At 73.6% G+C, this 16,658-nt stretch carries 13 protein-coding genes and 1 pseudogene; 6 read left to right on the forward strand and 8 right to left on the reverse strand.

All coding sequences use genetic code 11. The annotated features are described in order from the left end of the window. Window positions 1-62 precede the first annotated feature (62 nt). The 3 genes and pseudogenes from ACIQFX_RS17015 to ACIQFX_RS17025 form a co-directional block, all read left to right on the forward strand. Window positions 63-539 (forward strand): annotated as a pseudogene (locus ACIQFX_RS17015) (serine hydrolase); the annotation flags it as partial. 184 nt (window positions 540-723) lie between these two features. Next, window positions 724-1,185, forward strand: a complete 462-nt coding sequence (locus ACIQFX_RS17020) for a GreA/GreB family elongation factor (protein WP_402463745.1) — start codon at window positions 724-726, stop codon at window positions 1,183-1,185. 5 nt (window positions 1,186-1,190) lie between these two features. Beyond that, on the forward strand, window positions 1,191-2,015 hold the full coding sequence (locus ACIQFX_RS17025; protein ID WP_402463747.1) for a hypothetical protein: 825 nt from the start codon (window positions 1,191-1,193) through the stop codon (window positions 2,013-2,015). A 24-nt stretch (window positions 2,016-2,039) separates the two neighbouring features. On the opposite strand, the gene ACIQFX_RS17030 is transcribed toward ACIQFX_RS17025, so the two are convergent. Genes ACIQFX_RS17030 through ACIQFX_RS17040 form a run of 3 tightly spaced genes read right to left on the reverse strand, consistent with a single transcriptional unit; the run spans window position 2,040 to window position 4,485 of the window. Further along, window positions 2,040-2,675 carry a DUF1345 domain-containing protein gene (locus ACIQFX_RS17030; RefSeq protein WP_402463749.1) on the reverse strand — a complete coding sequence of 212 codons (636 nt, stop codon included), beginning with the start codon at window positions 2,673-2,675 and terminating at the stop codon, window positions 2,040-2,042. A 3-nt stretch (window positions 2,676-2,678) separates the two neighbouring features. Next, window positions 2,679-3,494, reverse strand: coding sequence for a family 1 encapsulin nanocompartment shell protein (locus tag ACIQFX_RS17035; RefSeq protein WP_402463751.1), 816 nt, complete (start codon window positions 3,492-3,494; stop codon window positions 2,679-2,681). A 4-nt stretch (window positions 3,495-3,498) separates the two neighbouring features. After that, entirely contained in the window at window positions 3,499-4,485 is a 987-nt protein-coding gene (locus ACIQFX_RS17040) for a Dyp-type peroxidase (RefSeq protein WP_402463753.1), read from the reverse strand. Window positions 4,486-4,697: 212 nt separating this feature from the next. On the opposite strand from ACIQFX_RS17040, the gene ACIQFX_RS17045 reads away from it, so the two are divergent. Continuing rightward, complete coding sequence (locus tag ACIQFX_RS17045) at window positions 4,698-7,028, forward strand: FdhF/YdeP family oxidoreductase (protein ID WP_402463755.1); 2,331 nt, start codon at window positions 4,698-4,700, stop codon at window positions 7,026-7,028. A 31-nt stretch (window positions 7,029-7,059) separates the two neighbouring features. Here the strand turns inward: ACIQFX_RS17045 and ACIQFX_RS17050 are convergent, their stop codons facing one another. Both ACIQFX_RS17050 and ACIQFX_RS17055 read right to left on the reverse strand, forming a co-directional pair. Further along, window positions 7,060-8,778 (reverse strand): FUSC family protein, encoded by a 1,719-nt coding sequence (locus ACIQFX_RS17050; RefSeq protein WP_402463757.1) that lies wholly within the window; start codon window positions 8,776-8,778, stop codon window positions 7,060-7,062. A 20-nt stretch (window positions 8,779-8,798) separates the two neighbouring features. Next, a complete protein-coding gene (locus ACIQFX_RS17055; protein WP_402463759.1) occupies window positions 8,799-11,342 on the reverse strand; it encodes an ATP-dependent Clp protease ATP-binding subunit in 2,544 nt (847 codons plus the stop codon). Window positions 11,343-11,482: 140 nt separating this feature from the next. Here ACIQFX_RS17055 and ACIQFX_RS17060 point away from each other — a divergent pair, with 140 nt between their 5' ends. Continuing rightward, complete coding sequence (locus tag ACIQFX_RS17060) at window positions 11,483-12,778, forward strand: YhgE/Pip domain-containing protein (protein ID WP_402463761.1); 1,296 nt, start codon at window positions 11,483-11,485, stop codon at window positions 12,776-12,778. Window positions 12,779-12,814: 36 nt separating this feature from the next. On the opposite strand, the gene recQ is transcribed toward ACIQFX_RS17060, so the two are convergent. Further along, window positions 12,815-14,917 (reverse strand): DNA helicase RecQ, encoded by a 2,103-nt coding sequence (gene recQ, locus ACIQFX_RS17065; protein WP_402463763.1) that lies wholly within the window; start codon window positions 14,915-14,917, stop codon window positions 12,815-12,817. A 222-nt stretch (window positions 14,918-15,139) separates the two neighbouring features. On the opposite strand from recQ, the gene ACIQFX_RS17070 reads away from it, so the two are divergent. Continuing rightward, window positions 15,140-15,391, forward strand: a complete 252-nt coding sequence (locus ACIQFX_RS17070; protein ID WP_402463765.1) for an EF-hand domain-containing protein — start codon at window positions 15,140-15,142, stop codon at window positions 15,389-15,391. Window positions 15,392-15,552: 161 nt separating this feature from the next. On the opposite strand, the gene ACIQFX_RS17075 is transcribed toward ACIQFX_RS17070, so the two are convergent. Together ACIQFX_RS17075 and ACIQFX_RS17080 are read right to left on the reverse strand one after the other, a co-directional pair. Beyond that, the gene (locus ACIQFX_RS17075; RefSeq protein ID WP_402463767.1) at window positions 15,553-16,089 is read right to left on the reverse strand and encodes a hypothetical protein; all 537 of its coding nucleotides are present in this window, start codon (window positions 16,087-16,089) and stop codon (window positions 15,553-15,555) included. A 209-nt stretch (window positions 16,090-16,298) separates the two neighbouring features. Further along, window positions 16,299-16,478, reverse strand: a complete 180-nt coding sequence (locus tag ACIQFX_RS17080; protein ID WP_402463769.1) for a hypothetical protein — start codon at window positions 16,476-16,478, stop codon at window positions 16,299-16,301. Window positions 16,479-16,658: the final 180 nt, after the last annotated feature.

Genomic DNA, 16,658 nt, shown 5'->3' on the forward strand with positions numbered 1-16,658 from the left:
CCTTCGCCGCCGAACCCCCGGTTCCCGCACCCGTGGTGGCCGGCGCCGTCCCTGCGGCCGAGTCCGACTTCCCGAGTCCGCACGCCCACGGCTACACGGTGCAGACCGCCTCGGGGAAGCTGGAGGACTCCACCGACTGGAACCCGTCCTGGGGCTGGGCGGCGGGCGCGATGATCTCCGACCTCCAGGACATGCGGTCCTGGGCCAGGACGGTCGCCACCGGGACCCTGCTGACGCCGAAGACCCAGGCCGAGCGCCTCAAGACCTATCCGTCGGGCGTCCCCGGCGCGGGCTACGGTCTCGGCATCTTCGACATCCAGGGCTGGATCGGCCACAACGGCTCCCTGCCCGGCTACGAGTCGCTCACCCTCTACCTGCCGGAGTCGCAGGCCACTCTGGTCGTCCTCCTCAGCACGGACGTCCTCCACGACAACATCGAGCCCAGCACCCTCTTCGGGCAGGCGATCACCCGCATCGTGGCCCCCGACCACGTGTTCGACATCCCGGTGGTGGCTCCGCCGCCGAGCCCGAAGGGGTGACCGTCGGGGAAGGCGGCGCGCGTACCGGCGCGGGCGACGGCCCGCGGACGCCGGAGGATCGTCCGGCCCGCGCCCCCGCCCCGCTGCGACGATCCACTGTTAGTCTCGAAATGCCCCTTTCCTCACTTTTGCCTGGCACTTTCCACCCGGCACTCCGTCGTGCCGTCGCAGAACGGGAGCAGCAATGACCGGTGGACCCGAACCCCTCAGCGCCGCGGCCGGCGAGGCGCTCCGGCGGGAGCTCGCCGATCTGCGCACGGAGCGCGCGAACGTGGCCGCCACCCTCGGCGGCCCCGACGACGAGGTCGGCGACCGGGCCGACCAGGCGGACGAGTTGCAGCGGGCCGACGAGCTCGCGCGGCTCGACGCCCGCATCGCCGAGATCGACGGACGGCTTCAGGAGGGGGCCGCCGCCGGAACGCCCTCCACCGGCACCATCGGCGTCGGCAGTTCCGTGACCGTGCGCTTCTCGGACGGCACGGAGTCGGCCTTCCACATCGGCGAGCTCGCCGACGCCGAGGACCCCGCCCTCGTGACGGCGGACAGCCCGCTCGGCCGGTCGCTCCTCGGCCACCGCGCCGGCGACACCGTGACGTACGCGACGCCCGCGGGGCGGACCACGGCGGTCGTGCTCTCGCTCGGCTGACCGCCGTGCCGGACACCGCCACCGAGGGCGAGGCCGGGAACGAGGCCAAGGAGGCCGACCGCAAGGGCGGTCCCGGACACACCGTCCTGATGGCCCTGGCGCTCGCCCTGCCCATCACCAAGGTGGCGTACACGGTCGGCGGCGGCGACGCGGTCGGCGACGTCCTCTTCGGCATGGAGCCGGGCAACTGGCCCGACGTCGTGCTCGGCATGGTCATCACCGATCCGCTCCTCGGCTCCGTCCTCGGCGTCGTCGTATCCCGGGTGGTGTTCGCGCTGTTCGCCGCGCGCGGCGCGATCCCGCTGGGCGACGGCCTCGCCGGGGCGGCCCGGCGGGCGGCCCTCACCGTCGTCAACCCGGTCGCGGTGGGGGTCGTCGACGCCTGCTTCTTCGGGCCCTGGTGGGGGCTGGCCACCGGCCTCGCGGCGTACGCGCTGCGCAAGGGCGTGGTCGTGGAGTACCGCACCGGACGGCGCCGACCGCACCACCGGCACGGGAACCCCGGCGGCGAGGACGGGAGCGACGCCTACCGGCCGCCGGCCTGGCTGCGCCGGGCCGCCTCGGTCGAGCAGTGGGCCGCGGCCTGCCTGGTCGTGGTCGCGCTGCCCCTGCTCGCCCTCGCCTCCGCCCTGAACGGGCAGTCCTGGACGACCGTCGTCACCTGCCGGGTCACCGCCGGCGGCGAGACCACGAGCGACCGCCTGATCGAACTGGGCCGCGAGGGCGACGGCGTGGTGGGCTGGAACCTGGACACCGAGGAGATCTCCAACGGCCTGGGCTGTACGAGCGACGAGAGCCGCTTCGTGCGCGAACCGTGGTGGCGGCGCTGACCCGCGGCCGCCGGAGCGTCCGGGTCAGCCCGTGACGACGCCGGTCACCAGGTTGATCGTGGTGGCCAGGATGCTCGCCCCGAAGACGTACGACAGCAGGCAGTGCCGCAGGGCGACCGCGCGGATCCCGGTGCTGGAGACGTTCGTGTCGGACACCTGGTACGTCATGCCGAGGTTGTAGCTGAAGTAGAGGAAGTCGCTGTACCGCGGCGGGACCGGGGAGTTGAAGTCGATCCCGCCGCCGGGTTTCAGCGCGTAGTAGAGGTACGCGTACCGGGTGGCGTACGTCAGGTGGAGCGCCGCCCAGGCCATGAAGACCCCGCAGAGGGCGGTGGCCGCCGCCGCGTGGCTCAGGGCGGACCGGCCGACGACCAGCATCCCGACGATCCCGACGAGGCCGCAGACCGCGGTCGCGACGACGGCGAGCTCCTCGACGACCGGCCGGAACTCCTCGCGCCGGACGTTGCGGTGGGTGGTGGTGGCGTCCATGGGCCACAGGACGAGCCATCCGGCGACGACGAAGAGGGTCTCCGCGGTGGCGATGCCCGCGAGGACGCCGAGCGGGGCGTCGGTCGGCCCGGCGACGACCGCGCCGACCACGGCCCCGACGAGCGCCGATCCGGCGAGCCTGGACACCGCGCCGGTGATCGGGCGGCGCACCGCTCAGGCCTCCAGGACGACCACGGCCTCGTCCGTGTACGTCAGGAAGGTCAGCGTCTCGTGGAAGTACAGGTGGACGCTGTTCTCGTCGTGCCCCGAGTAGCCGATCGCCACGTCCTGGCCGAGGAGGAGCTCGAAGTCGCCGCCGCGGGTCGACAGCACGAAGCCGCCACTGAGGGCGGGCGCCCAGATCGGGGAGCCGTCCAGCATCCGGCCGAGGTGCGCCGCGATCGGGTAGCCGTGGTCGGAGGTCTCGCTGACCGCCCGGTACTGGTCGGCGCCGAGGAGCAGCGCGTACGGTCCGTCGACGCCCGCGAGGCGCAGCGAGGTCAGGGCCCGGCTGACCGCGTCCGGGTAGTCGCTCGGCTCCTGGGGCAGCTGGACCACCGGGTTGGAGCTCCGGGCACGCAGCCCGTCGACGCCGGCGGCCCCGTAGCCGTCGAAGACGGCCCGGTCCTCGACGAAGGCCATGGTCCGGGCCGCGTCCTTGACGGGCTGCCAGTCGGAGTCCTTGGAGCCGCGCTCGACGTCGTCGACGGCGGCCCGGTCGACGGTGAACGGCACCCTGAGCTCCACGAGGGGCTTCACCTCGCGCAGCCGCGCGGTGACGCCCGGGGCGGGCGGTTCCATCGCGGTGAGGTGCCCGGTGCCGACGGCGGCGAGCCGGGGCCCCGCCGGGTCGGGGACGTCGACGACGCGGCGGCCCGCGACGTGGCGCCGGAAGGTGCGGCGGGCCTCCTCCTCGATCTCGGCCCAGGCGGCGGGGGTGATCGGGGCGAGTTCGCGGTGCAGGTTGTTCGTGACGTCGGGGGTCGTCATGGGCTCAGGCTCCTTTCAGGCCGCCGATGCCCAGGGAGTCCCCGGGTACGGCGGCGGCCGGCGGCGGCGCGGCGGGAAGGTCGTCGAGGAGGTCGGCGCTCGGTACGAAGAAGAGGCCGCCGGTCACGGCCCGGGAGAAGTCGAGGATGCGGTCCGTGTTGCCCGGTGGATCGCCGAGGAACATGTTGCGCAGCATGCGCTCGGTGACGGCGGGCGTCCGCGCGTACCCGATGAAGTACGTGCCGAACTCGCCGGTGCCGACCCGCCCGAACGGCATGTTGTCGCGGAGGATCTGCTGCTGGACGCCGTCCTCGTCGACGATCGTGTTGAGGGCGACGTGCGAGTTCGCGGGCTTCACGTCGTCGGGGAGTTCGACGTTGGACGCCTTGCCGCGTCCGATGACGTTCCCCTGCTCCTCGTCGGTGAGCGCGTCCCACGCGGCCATGTCGTGCACGTACTTCTGCACGATGACGTAGCTGCCGCCCCGGAAGTCCGGGTCCTCGTCGCCGATGTGGACCACGTCGAGGGCGGTGGCGCCCGTCGGGTTCTCGCTGCCGTCGACGAATCCCAGCAGGTCGCGCTGGTCGAAGTAGGTGAAGCCGTGCACCTCGTCGACGACGGTCGCCGCGGCGCCGAGTCCGTCCACGATCAGCCGGGCCAGCTCGAAGCAGAGGTCCGCGCGGCGGGCGCGCAGGTGGAAGAGGAGGTCGCCGGGCGTGGCCGGCGCCAGGTGGCGGGGACCGCGCAGGGGCACGAAGGGGTGCAGTTCGCGGGGGCGCGGTCCGCCGACGAGCCGGTCCCACCCGCCGGAGCCGATGCCGGTGATGCAGGTGAGGCGGTCGTCGGGGGCGCGGAACGCCACGGAGCGCGTCAGGCCCGCCAGGTCCCGGAGCACCTCCCGCACGGCGGGCTCGCCGCCGGGGTTGACGGTGACCACCAGGAACACGGCCGCGCGCGGCGGCGACGCCACGACGGGCTGGGGTACGGCCATGGCGCTCCCACGGAGAGGACCGGCTCCCCCGGAGAAGACCGGAAAGCGGAGGAAAGGGACAGCGTCAGCGTAGGGGGGCATGATCCGGTACGCAGCCCGGCGGAGCGGTCCCGGCACCGAGTGGCAGGCGGGGAACACCGGGCTTAGCCTGCCCAGAGGGGTCCCCGTGTCCCACCGTCCCCGCGCTTCCGCCGGGCGAGAGGGTGAAGCCCGTGAGCGCCGACCAGGACAAGAACACCGCCCAGGACGGGCAGGAGCCCCTGGAACACCGGGTGGGACCCGCGCCCGAAGGCGAACCGCGGTTCGAGCCCTACCATCACCCCGCCGCGGGCTGGGGCGCCGCCAAGAGCGTGACGAACTTCCTCCTGCGCGAGAAGGCGCTGGTGGACGGTCCGCGGGCGATCATGCGGATGAACCACGAGAACACCGGTTTCGACTGCCCCGGCTGCGCGTGGCCCGACGACACCAAGGGCCTGCACCTGGACATCTGCGAGAACGGCATCAAGCACGTCACCTGGGAGATGACCGGCAAGCGGGTCGGGCGCGACTTCTTCGCCGCCCACTCGGTGACCGAGCTGGCCGGGTGGAGCGACTACGACCTGGAGGACCAGGGTCGGCTGACCGAGCCGATGGTCTACGACCCCGCGTCCGACCACTACGTGCCGATCAGCTGGAAGGACGCCTTCGAGGTCGTCGGCCGGGCGCTGCGCGAGCTCGACGACCCGAACCAGGCGTCGTTCTACACCTCCGGCCGGCTGGGCAACGAGGCCACCTTCCTCTACCAGCTGATGGCCCGCGAACTGGGCACGAACAACCTGCCCGACTGCTCCAACATGTGCCACGAGGCCAGCGGCCGTGCCCTCCAGGCGTCCCTGGGCACCGGCAAGGGGACCGTCGACCTCGCGGACTGGGAGACGGCCGACGCGCTGTTCATCTTCGGCGTCAACGCCGCCTCCAACGCGCCCCGCATGCTCACCGCGCTCGCCGCGGCCTACCACCGCGGCGCCGCCGTCGTGCACGTCAACCCGCTGGTGGAGGCGGCGGCGACCCGCACCATCGTCCCGCACGACTTCACGGACATGGCTCTGTTCAAGTCGACCAGGACCAGCACCCTGAACCTCCAGCCCCGCATCGGCGGCGACATGGCGCTGGTGCGCGGCATGGCCAAGGCGATCCTGGAACAGTCCGCGACCGACCCCAAGGCCCTCGACCGGGAGTTCATCGAGCGGCACACCAGCGGATTCGAGGCGTACCGCGCCCTGTGCGAGGCCACGTCGTGGGACGAGCTGGAACGGCAGTCCGGGCTGACCCGCGCCGACATCCTCCGGGCCGCGCGGGTGTACGGCGAGGCCGACCGCTCCATCGTCAGCTGGTGCCTGGGCGTCACCCAGCACGAACACGGCGTGGACACCGTCCGCGAGATCGTCAACCTGCTGCTGCTCCGCGGCAACCTCGGCCGGGAGGGCGCGGGCCCCTCCCCCGTCCGCGGCCACAGCAACGTCCAGGGCAACCGCACCTGCGGCATCGACCACCGCCCGAGCGACGCGTTCCTCGACCGCCTCGCCGAGGTCTGCGGGATCGACCCGCCGCGCGCGCACGGCCTCGACACCGTCCGCACCATCGAGGCGATGGGCCGCGGCGGCATCAAGGTCTTCGTCGGCATGGGCGGCAACTTCGCCCTCGCCGCGCCCGACACCCCGGTCACGTACGCCGCCCTGCGGAACTGCGACCTCACCGTGCAGGTGAGCACCAAGCTGAACCGCAGCCACATCGTCCACGGCGCCGGGGCGCTCATCCTCCCCTGCCTCGGCCGCACGGAGAAGGACCACCAGCGCAAGGGGATCCAGAGCACCTCCGTCGAGGACTCGATGAGCATGGTGCACCTGTCGGTCGGCATGAAGCGCCCCGCCTCGCCCCACCTGCTCTCCGAGCCGGCCGTCATCGCCGGGATGGCGCGCGCCGCGCTGCCCGACAGCGCCACGCCGTGGGAGTGGTACGTCGAGGACTACGACCGCATCCGCGACACCATGGCCAGGGCCCTCGACGGCTTCGAGGACTTCAACCGGCGGGTGCGGCTGCCCCTCGGCTTCCGCATCAAGCAGCCCGCCAGGGAGCTCGTCTTCCTCACGCCCTCGGGGCGCGCCGAGTTCTCCGCCGCCGAGCTCCCCGACGTCGTCCCCGCGCCCGGCACCCTGGCCCTGGGCACCATGCGCTCCCACGACCAGTGGAACACCACCATCTACTCCGACAACGACCGCTACCGGGGCATCAGGAACCTGCGCACGCTGGTCTTCATGAACCGGGCCGACATGCGGGAGCGCGGGATCGCCGACCTCGGCCCCGTCGACATCACGAGCACCGCGAAGGACGGCAGCCGACGGTCCCTGCGCGGCTACCTCGCCATCCCGTACGACATCCCGCGCGGCTGCGCCGCCGGCTACATGCCGGAGATGAACGTGCTGTGCGCGCTGGTCGACCACAGCACCCAGAGCGACCAGCCGATCATGAAGCACGTCAAGGTCACGATCGCCCCCGCCGGCTGACGGCGGCGGGGCGGCGCCGGCCGGAGGGCGTTCACCGCCACCGGAGGAACCGCTCCAGGAGGAGGAAGGCGCGCCGTTCCGCGGCGGCGAGTTCGGTGGGGTCGATCTCCGCCTGCCAGAGCTCGCCCGCCGCGGCGTCGTCGGCCTCGCGCAGCTCCACCACGGCGGCCGCGAGGTCCGCCTGGACGGCCGGGAACGAGCCCACCGCCCGCTCGTCCAGGGCGCGTTCGGCCCGGTCGGATGCCGCCGCGCAGGCGACGAGCGCGCGTTCCGCCCGGACGGCGGCACGGTCGTGGACCACCAGGAGCGCGCAGCCCAGCGCGATGCCGACCCCGAGGACGCTGCCCAGGGCGCGGTCCGCGACGAGGGTCCCCGCCGAGGCGGGCGCGGCGAGGTCCGAGAGCAGCAGGGCGAGCGGGGTGAGGAAGACGACACCGAGCCCGTAGTTGCGGGCCACGACGTACTCGAGCAGGAACTCGAGCAGCACGATCACCAGGACGAGCGCCACCTGCCCCGGGTCCGCGGCGAGCACGCCGAAGGCGATCAGCAGGCCCGCGACCGTGCCCAGGGTGCGCTGCACGGCCCGCTGCGCCGCCGTGCGCACGTTGATCGAGTGCAGGACCGCGGCCGCGGAGATCGCCGCCCAGTAGCCGTGGCCGAGCCCCAGGAGGAGGGCCGTCCCGCCGGCGAGCCCGGTGCCGAGGGTCATCCGCAGGGCGGGCACGAACAGGACCGCTGCGCGGCTGTGGTGACGCCCCGTCACCAGCTCGGCGGCCCGCAGTTCGGCGGCCTCCCGGCTGCCGGGACCGGGCGGCACAGGGAGGCGGCCCGGGACCGGCCCGGCAGGGGCGGGCGCCGCCGGCTCGGGCAGCACGTCGGGGAGCCGGCGCCGGCGGCTCACCAGCAGCCGGGCGTGCCGGCGCAGCGGCTCCGCCAGGGCGGCGGGGTCGTCCGGGGGCCCGCCGGGCGACCCGATGAGCAGCGACCAGCACAGGTCGGTGAGCCGGAGGCAGGTGCCGTCCCGGTCGCCCCGGTCGGCGGCGGACGGCGGCGGACGGCCCAGCGTCCGGTACGCCTGGAGGACGGCGGCGGTCGCCCGGTGGCGTACGAGCCCGCTGCCCCGGCCCGCGCCCGTCGCCTCCCGCAGGTCGGCGAGCTCCCGGAGCGCGGCGGCCACCGCGAGCCGCTGCGGCCGGTCCGGATGCGTGAACCGGCCGGCCATGGCGAGGAGCCAGGCGACGGCGGCGCCGGTGGCGGCCAGGGCGGTCTGCGGAAGGACGTCGGAGGGGGTGGAGTCGCCGTTGGCGGCCACGGCGAAGGAGAAGAGCAGCAGGACGGCGCCGAGGCCGCGCAACCGCGCCGCGTCGCAGGCGAACTTGGCGGCGCCCGCCACCACCGCCGTGGCGCCCACCACCAGCGCGGCGCCCGCGCCGCCGTCCCGCGGGTGCGCCCACGCGGCGAGCGCGGCGCCGAGGCCGACGCACGCCGTCATGGCCACGGCGACGACCGCGAGGACGCGGGCCCGGCGCGCGTACGGAAGGTTGCGGCCGAACGTGGTGGTGAACGAGCCCAGCATGGCGTAGACGGCCTGGTCGGCGCGCCCCGCGAGGGCCATCGGCACGGCGGGCACCGCCATGGCGACGGCCGCGCGGACCGCGAACGACAGGGCGCCGTCGACGCTCTGCAGGGCGAGCGCGCCCCGGGGGGACAGGGCGCGCCCCGCGGCCCGCCACCGACCGGCTGCCGGCACGCCCGGAGCGTTCCGGCCGCTCAGGCGCCGGCGGCCGTCGCGGACGGCTCGTCCGCGGCGGGCCCGGCGCCCGGTTCCGGCTTGCGGACGGTGCAGTGCAGCGAGTCGTCCACGACGTCGGCGACGAGGGTGTCGCCGGGATCGGCCTCGCCGCCGAGGAGCAGCGAGGCGACCCGGTTGTCGAGTTCGGTCTGGATGGTGCGCCGCAGCGGGCGGGCGCCGAACGCCGGCTGGTAGCCGTGGGCGACGAGCAGCTTCTTCGCGGCCTCGGTGACCTCCAGGGTCATGCCCTGGGCGTGGACGCGGTGCTTGCTGCGGTCCAGGAGGTGGTCGACGATCTCGGACAGGTCGTCCTCGGTGAGGCTGTGGAAGACGATGATGTCGTCGATGCGGTTGAGGAACTCGGGCAGGAAGCGTTCCCGCAGGTCCCCCATCAGCTGGTCCTTGAGCTCGGCCGCGTCGCCCTCGTGGGCGAGGATGCGGTGCGCGCCGATGTTGGACGTCATGATGACGACGCAGTGGCGGAAGTCGACCGTGCGGCCCTGGCCGTCGGTCAGGCGCCCGTCGTCGAGGATCTGGAGCAGCGTGTTGAAGACGTCCGGGTGCCCCTTCTCCACCTCGTCGAAGAGCACCACGCTGTACGGCTGGCGCCTGACCTTCTCGGTGAGCTGGCCGGCCTCCTCGTAACCGACGTATCCGGGCGGAGCTCCGACGAGCCGGGCGACGGTGTGCTTCTCCTGGAACTCGCTCATGTCGAACCGGATCATGCGGTCCTCGTCGCCGAACAGCAGGTCGGCGAGGGTCTTGGCGAGTTCGGTCTTGCCGACGCCGGTGGGACCGAGGAAGAGGAAGGAGCCGACCGGGCGGTTCGGGTCGCCCATGCCGGCCCGGTTGCGGCGCACGGCTTCGGAGACCGCGGTGACCGCCTCGTCCTGGCCGACGATCCTGGCGTGCATCTCCTCCTCCAGCTTGAGGAGCTTCTCCTTCTCGCTGGCGGTGAGCTGGGAGACGGGGATGCCCGTGCGCCGGGAGACGATGTCGGCGATGTCTGCGGCCGTCACCGAGACGACGCCCTCGCGGCGCTCCTCGATGCCGGCGAGCTCGCCCTCCACCTCGGCGATCTCGCGCTTCAGATCGGACGCCTTCTCGAACTCCTCGCCGGCGACGGCCTGGTCCTTCTCGCGCCGCAGCTTGGCGAGCCGGTCCTCCCGGCTGACCACCTCGGTGGAGCGTCCGGTGGAGCGGAGCCGCACGCGGGCGCCGGCCTGGTCCATCAGGTCGATGGCCTTGTCGGGCAGGAACCGGTCGCTGATGTACCGGTCGGAGAGCTCCGCGGCCGCCGCGAGGGCCCCGTCGGCGAAGCGGACCTGGTGGTGGGCCTCGTACGCGTCCCGCAGTCCTTCGAGGATCTGGACGGTCTCCTCGACCGTCGGCTCCGGGATCAGCACGGGCTGGAAGCGGCGTTCGAGGGCGGCGTCCTTCTCGATGTGCTTGCGGTACTCGTCGATGGTGGTCGCCCCCACCAGCTGGAGCTCGCCGCGCGCGAGGGCGGGCTTGAGCATGTTGCCCGCGTCCATCGCGCCCTCGCCCGTCGCGCCCGCGCCGACGACCGTGTGCAGTTCGTCGATGAAGAGGATGATCTCGCCGCTCGCGTTCTGGACGTCCTCGATGACCTTCTTCAGGCGCTCCTCGAACTGTCCGCGGTACTGCGCGCCGGCCACCATGCCGGACAGGTCCAGGGAGACGACCCGCTTGCCCTTGAGGGTCGCGGGCACCTCGTCCGCGACGATGCGCTGGGCGAGGCCCTCCACGATGGCGGTCTTCCCGACGCCGGGCTCGCCGATGAGCACCGGGTTGTTCTTGGAGCGGCGGGAGAGGATCTCGACGGTCTGCTCGATCTCCTCGGCCCGTCCGACGACGGGGTCGAGCTTCCCCGCCCTCGCCTCCTCGGTGAGGTCCCGGCCGAACTCGTCGAGGCTCGTCGCCGGCTGCTGCTGCCGCGCCGCGGCGGGCGCGCCGCCGTCGCCGCGGCCCGGCTGGTCCGTGAGGCCGCGCAGTTTCTGCACGTCCACGTCGTCCGACCGGAGCAGCCGGGTGGCGCCGGAGTCGGCGTCCTCCAGGAGGGCGCCGAGGATGTGCTCGGGGCCGATGTACGACACCCCGGCGGCCTGCGAGCGGCCGTAGGCGGCGGCGAGGGTGCGCTTGGCCGCCGGGGTGAGTCCGGGCTCGGACGACGGCTCGCCGGACTCCCGCGGCAGCACCTGGTCGAGCTGGGAGGCGAGCGCGTCGGGATCGACGCCGACCTGGGACAGCAGCCTGCGGGCGGGGTCGACCTGGGTGGCCGCCCACAGCAGGTGCTCCGTGTCGAGGTCGGGCGTGCCGTCCTTCACCGCCTTGCGGGCGGCCGTGTTGAGCAGTTCGTGCGAGGACTCCGTCAGCAGCCTCCCGATGGGGACGCGCTGCACCGCCGGGGGCGACGACGCCGGTGACATGCCGAAGAACCGGTTCAGCATGTCGCTGAACGGATCGGACGAGCCAAAGGGGGAACCGAACGCCATCGACATGTCTGCTCCTGGGACGCGTGGGGGTCGCTCCCACTGAAACGCGGGCGCTCCGGGTCCGCAAACGGAGTGCCCGACACACCCACCCCGCCCGAATCGTCCGCATTCGCGGCTCCGGGGGCGCGCCGGTCGACGATGTCACCATGACCTCCCCGAACACCCCCGACCCCTCGCAGCCCACGGACGCGCCGGGACCCCAGGTCCGTGCGGGGCGCCTGCTCCGGAACGCCAGGCTGTGGCTCGTACCGGCGGTCCTCAGTGCCCTGGTCGCCCTGCTGCTGTCGCTCCTCTACACGGGCGGCGTCCTCAACCCGTCCGAGAACCTGCGCCACCTGCCCGTCGCCCTCGTCGACGAGGACCGGGGCGACCCGCTGCCGGGGCAGCCGGAGAACCTGGGGCAGCAGATCAGCGACGCGATCGTCTCGGCCTCCCGGGGGAAGGACTCCGTGGAGTGGCACCTGCTCGGCCGCGAGGAAGCCCAGGAGGCGCTCGCCTCGGGGAAGGTCTTCGGCGCGCTGGTCGTCCCCGAGGACTTCACCGCGACCGTCGCGGCCCTGACCACGAACCGGGCGACGGTACGGCCGACGCTCACCGTGCTCACCAACCCCGGCCTCGGCAGCCTCGGGTCGTCCCTGACGGCCCAGATCAACCAGGACGCCGCCCACCAGGCGTCCCTGACCATCGGCAAGCAGCTCTCGGCCACCTCCGCCGTGCCCACGACCCGGCTGCTCCTGGCCGACCCGGTCGCCGTCGTCACCCGCCCCGGGCACCCCATCGGTGCCCACAGCGGCCTGGGCCTGACCGCGTTCTACTACACCCTGCTGCTCGTCCTCAGCGGCTTCATCGGGGGCAACCTCGTCAACACCGGGGTCGACACCGCCCTCGGCTACGCGGACAGCGAGCTCGGCCCCTGGCACACGCGCCGGCCGACCGTGCCCGTCGACCGCACCCAGACCCTCGTCCTGAAGATGGTCATGACCGCCGGGATCGCGCTCCTGACCACGACGCTCGTCATGGTGGCGACGATCGCGCTGCTCGGCATGGACGCCTCGCACCTGCCGATGCTGTGGCTGTTCTCCTACTGCGCGACGGTCGCCGTCGGCCTCGGCGTCCAGGCCATCAACGCGGCCTTCGGGGGCATCGGGCAGCTCGTCTCGATGTTCGTCTTCATCGCCCTGGCCCTCCCCTCCTCCGGCGCGACCGTCCCGCTGGAGGCCACGCCCGGCTTCTACCGCTTCCTCGGCGTCTTCGAGCCGATGCACCAGCTCAGCGCCGGCGTCCGGGCGATCCTCTACTTCGACGCGCAGGCCGACGCCGGCCTGGCCCGGGGCTGGATCATGATCGTGATCGGCACGGCCGCCGCCCTGCTCTTCGGCTTCGGCATGACCCGCTACTACGACCGCAGGGGCCTCGCCCGCCTCACCCCGCAGCCGGTCTGAGCGCCCGGCCGGCTCCCGGCCGGGCGCGGGTGCCCCCTACTCCCATTCGTCCCAGGGCGGCTCGGTCTCGTCGTCGGAGAAGAGCGGCGGCTCGTCGTCGTACGGCGCGGAGGACCGCCCCGCCGGGCGGGAGGGCCCGGAGGACCCGGCCGGTGGGGAGACCGGACCGGCGACGGCGGGCGCGGGCGCCTGAGCGGAAGTGCCAGGGGTGGAGGTGGGAGCGGAGGCGGGGGCGGCCGGGGCGGGCGCCGCTTGGGCCGTCGCGTCGGCGGCCGGGGCGGCCGCCGGGGCCTCGCACTCCGCCAGGGCGGCGAGGACGCCGTCGGCGTACTTCGCGAGCTTCGCCTCGCCCACGCCGCCGACGGTGCCGAGCTCCTCGACCGTGCCCGGGAAGAGGGTCGCGATCTCGCGGAGGGTGGCGTCGTGGAAGACGACGTACGCCGGGACGCCCTGCTCGCGCGCGGTCGCGGCGCGCCAGGCGCGGAGGGCCTCGAAGACCGGGACGGCAGCGGCCGGCAGGTCGACGGGCACGCGGGCGCTCTTGCCCGAGCGCGCCCCGGGCTCCTTCCGGGACGGCGCGGCGGCCTTCTCCTTGCGCAGGAGGACGGTCCGGCGACCGCCGAGCACCTCGCCGCTGCGCTCGGTGAGGACGAGCGTGCCGTAGTCGCCCTCCACCGCCAGCAGCCCCTGCGCGAGGAGCTGGCGCACGACACCGCGCCACTCCGCGGTGCCGAGGTCGGAGCCGACGCCGAAGACCGACAGCCCGTCGTGGTCGAACTGGATGACCTTGGCGGTCTTCTTGCCCTGGAGGATGTCGATGATCTGGCCGGCGCCGAACTTCTGGCGCCGCTCCTTGGCCAGCCGCCAGACCGTGGACAGCAGCTTCTGGGCCGCGACCGTCCCGTCCCAGGACTCGGCCGGCGTCAGGCAGGTGTCGCAGTTGCCGCACGGCTCGCCGGACTGCCCGAAGTACGCGAGGAGCCGGACCCGGCGGCAGTCGACCGTCTCGCAGAGCGCGAGCATGGCGTCCAGGTGCATGCCGAGCCCCCGGCGGTGCGCCTCGTCGCCCTCCGAGCCGTCGATGAGCTTGCGCTGCTGGACCACGTCCTGGAGGCCGTACGCCAGCCACGCCGTCGCCGGTTCCCCGTCTCGGCCGGCACGGCCGGTCTCCTGGTAGTAGCCCTCGACGGACTTCGGCAGGTCGAGGTGGGCGACGAACCGCACGTCCGGCTTGTCGATGCCCATGCCGAAGGCGATCGTCGCGACCACGACGACGCCGTCCTCGCGCAGGAAGCGGGCCTGGTTGGCCGCCCGCGCCCGGGCGTCCATGCCCGCGTGGTACGGCACCGCGTCGATGCCGTGCTCCACGAGGGCGGCCGCGGTCTTCTCCACCGACGAGCGCGACAGGCAGTAGACCACTCCGGCGTCCCCGTCGTGCTCGGTCCTGATCAGGTCGAGCAGCTGCTTGAGCGGGTTGTTCTTGGGGACGATGCGGTACTGGATGTTGGGCCGGTCGAAGCCAGCGACGAAGTGCCGGGCCTCCTCCAGGCCGAGCCGCGCCGCGATCTCGGCGTGGGTGGCCTCCGTCGCCGTCGCGGTCAGCGCGATCCGCGGCACCTTCGGCCAGCGCTCGTGCAGCATGGACAGGGCGAGGTAGTCGGGCCGGAAGTCGTGGCCCCACTGGGCGACGCAGTGCGCCTCGTCGATCGCGAAGAGCGACACCGTGCCCCGGTCCAGCAGCCGCTGGGTGCCCTCGGTCCGCAGCCGCTCGGGGGCGAGGTAGAGCAGGTCGAGCTCGCCCGCGAGGAAGGCCTGCTCGACGGCCTGCCGCTCGTACGGGTCCTGCGTCGAGTTGAGGAAGCCGGCCCGCACCCCGAGCGCCCTGAGCGCGTCCACCTGGTCCTGCATCAGCGCGATGAGCGGCGAGATCACCACGCCCGTACCATCTCTGACCAGGGCCGGGATCTGGTAGCAGAGGGACTTGCCGCCGCCGGTCGGCATCAGGACGAGCGCGTCGCCGCCGCCGACGACCTGCTCGATGATCTCCTGCTGCTCGCCCCGGAAGGCGCTGTAACCGAAGACACGGTGGAGGACCCGCGCGGCGTCGGAGATCTCGGTGGATGCGTCGGAAAGGACCATTCCCGAAGCCTAGCCGCCCCCGCCGACACCCCGGGCCCGTCCGCCGCGACCTGTGGACAACCTCGGTCCGCCCGGCCGGACGCTCCGCGGACGACGGAATCCGCAGGCAACTCCGCGGGCGGGTCCCACGTCTTCCCCTACGACACGCGTCGGCCGATCCGACGCCCGCGGACCACGTACGACCCGGGGAACGCGACCAGTGGACAGCGGACAGGACACACGATGAGCGACAAGGCCCGGACCCTCTTCGACGCGCTCGACCTCGACCAGGACGGCACGCTGACGCGGGCCGAGGTCATCAGCGCCCTGCGGGCCAAGGGCCCGACCCTCGCCGCGCGTGGAGTGATCCCGGTATGGGGCGTCGGGGACGACGACGCGTCGTCGGCGCTGTTCGACGAGGCGGACCTCAACGGCGACCGCCTCCTGACCTTCGAGGAGTTCGCCGCCCTGGTGGACCGCCGCTTCGGCTGGTGAGGCCCGGGCGCCCGCCCCCACGCCGGCGGTGACGCGGCCGAGGAGCCGCGGCGGGCAGTACCGCTGACGGAACGAGCCCTGGACGACGTGGGCGGACACGACGCCGAGGGCGAGGACGGCGCCGCCGACGGGCAGCAGCAGGACCCGCCGGCCCGGTTCGGTCAGCGGGATGAGCGGTCCGAACCGGGCGGTGGCGAACTTGCAGAGGAGCATGCCGCGGGCGGTGCCGAAGCGTCGGGCCATCGGGGTGGCGACGACGGCTCCGAGGAGGCTGCCCACGCTGCTGCCCGCGAGGAGTCAGCCCACCGTGGCCTCGCCGACGTGAGTTCGCGGACGCGGAACACGGTCAGGACGGCCTGGTAGCCGGTGAGCAGCAGGTTGGTGACCGTGCCGCAGGTGGTGAGGACGCGGAGGTACGGGTCGCCCACGGTGTGCCGCAGGCCCTCCGCCACGTCCTGGCGCAGGGCCGCGGGTCTCCCGGGCCGCTTCGGCGGCGGTTCGGTGGCACGGATGCCGAGCAGGCACGGTGTGGAGGCCAGGGCGCTCACCCAGAAGGTGCTCGCGTCCAGGGTGACCACCGCGACGAGCGGCATGGCGACGCCGGTGATGCTGCTGCCGAAGCGGCTGGTGGTCACCCCCGTCCGCAGGAGCCGGAAGTCGCGCTGCCGCAGCAGCCCGTCCGGGCGGGCCGTGCTCATCGGTCCGCCACGACCTTGGCCACCTCGGTGGAGAGCCGTTCCGCGGCGTCGGCCCAGCGTTCCCGTCGGGTGTCCGACTCGGCGGTGAACAGGGCCCGCTCGTTCCGCGCCCGGACGCGGGCCCGCTGGGCGAACCGGCGCCCGGTGCCGGTGGTGTCGGGCTCGACGAGGAGCAGGAGGGGGTGCTCATGCCTGGGCCTTCGGCGTCATCACGTCGTCGAGTCCGCGGCGCGCCCGCACCGGGCGGGTCCAGGGGGCGGGGCGTCCAGCGGGTGGTCGACGGTGACGAGGTGCAGGGCCGGGGCGGCCGGGCGCGGGGCGGCGGCGAGGTCGCCGGTGGAGCCGCCGGAGCGCGGCTTGACGGCGCCCGGGAGCGTGGTCGTTGTCATGTCGGTCACCCGCCCCAGTCACCCGTCGTGAAGATCCACTGCTCGTGGAGGAGCCGAAGCCTCGGCGGAGCGGGACATCGCCCGTGAGTTCGAGGTGCCCGCCGACGGGTCCCTCGCCGGGCGGGACGCAGGCCTCGGCGGTGAGCCGTGCGGCGCGCACGGCCTTGGTCTTCCAGGCCG

The organism is Streptomyces sp. NPDC093089, assembly GCF_044754405.1.
GTDB lineage: Bacteria > Actinomycetota > Actinomycetes > Streptomycetales > Streptomycetaceae > Streptomyces.

What these genes read in the sequence shown, in the direction of transcription:
- ACIQFX_RS17020 (WP_402463745.1), top strand. Translation starts at nt 724, where the DNA reads ATGACCGGTGGACCCGAACCCCTCAGCGCCGCGGCCGGCGAGGCGCTC.
- ACIQFX_RS17035 (WP_402463751.1), bottom strand. Translation starts at nt 3,494, where the DNA reads ATGACGACCCCCGACGTCACGAACAACCTGCACCGCGAACTCGCCCCG.
- ACIQFX_RS17040 (WP_402463753.1), bottom strand. Translation starts at nt 4,485, where the DNA reads ATGGCCGTACCCCAGCCCGTCGTGGCGTCGCCGCCGCGCGCGGCCGTG.
- ACIQFX_RS17055 (WP_402463759.1), bottom strand. Translation starts at nt 11,342, where the DNA reads ATGTCGATGGCGTTCGGTTCCCCCTTTGGCTCGTCCGATCCGTTCAGC.
- ACIQFX_RS17060 (WP_402463761.1), top strand. Translation starts at nt 11,483, where the DNA reads ATGACCTCCCCGAACACCCCCGACCCCTCGCAGCCCACGGACGCGCCG.
- recQ (WP_402463763.1), bottom strand. Translation starts at nt 14,917, where the DNA reads ATGGTCCTTTCCGACGCATCCACCGAGATCTCCGACGCCGCGCGGGTC.
- ACIQFX_RS17070 (WP_402463765.1), top strand. Translation starts at nt 15,140, where the DNA reads ATGAGCGACAAGGCCCGGACCCTCTTCGACGCGCTCGACCTCGACCAG.
- ACIQFX_RS17075 (WP_402463767.1), bottom strand. Translation starts at nt 16,089, where the DNA reads ATGAGCACGGCCCGCCCGGACGGGCTGCTGCGGCAGCGCGACTTCCGG.
- ACIQFX_RS17080 (WP_402463769.1), bottom strand. Translation starts at nt 16,478, where the DNA reads ATGACAACGACCACGCTCCCGGGCGCCGTCAAGCCGCGCTCCGGCGGC.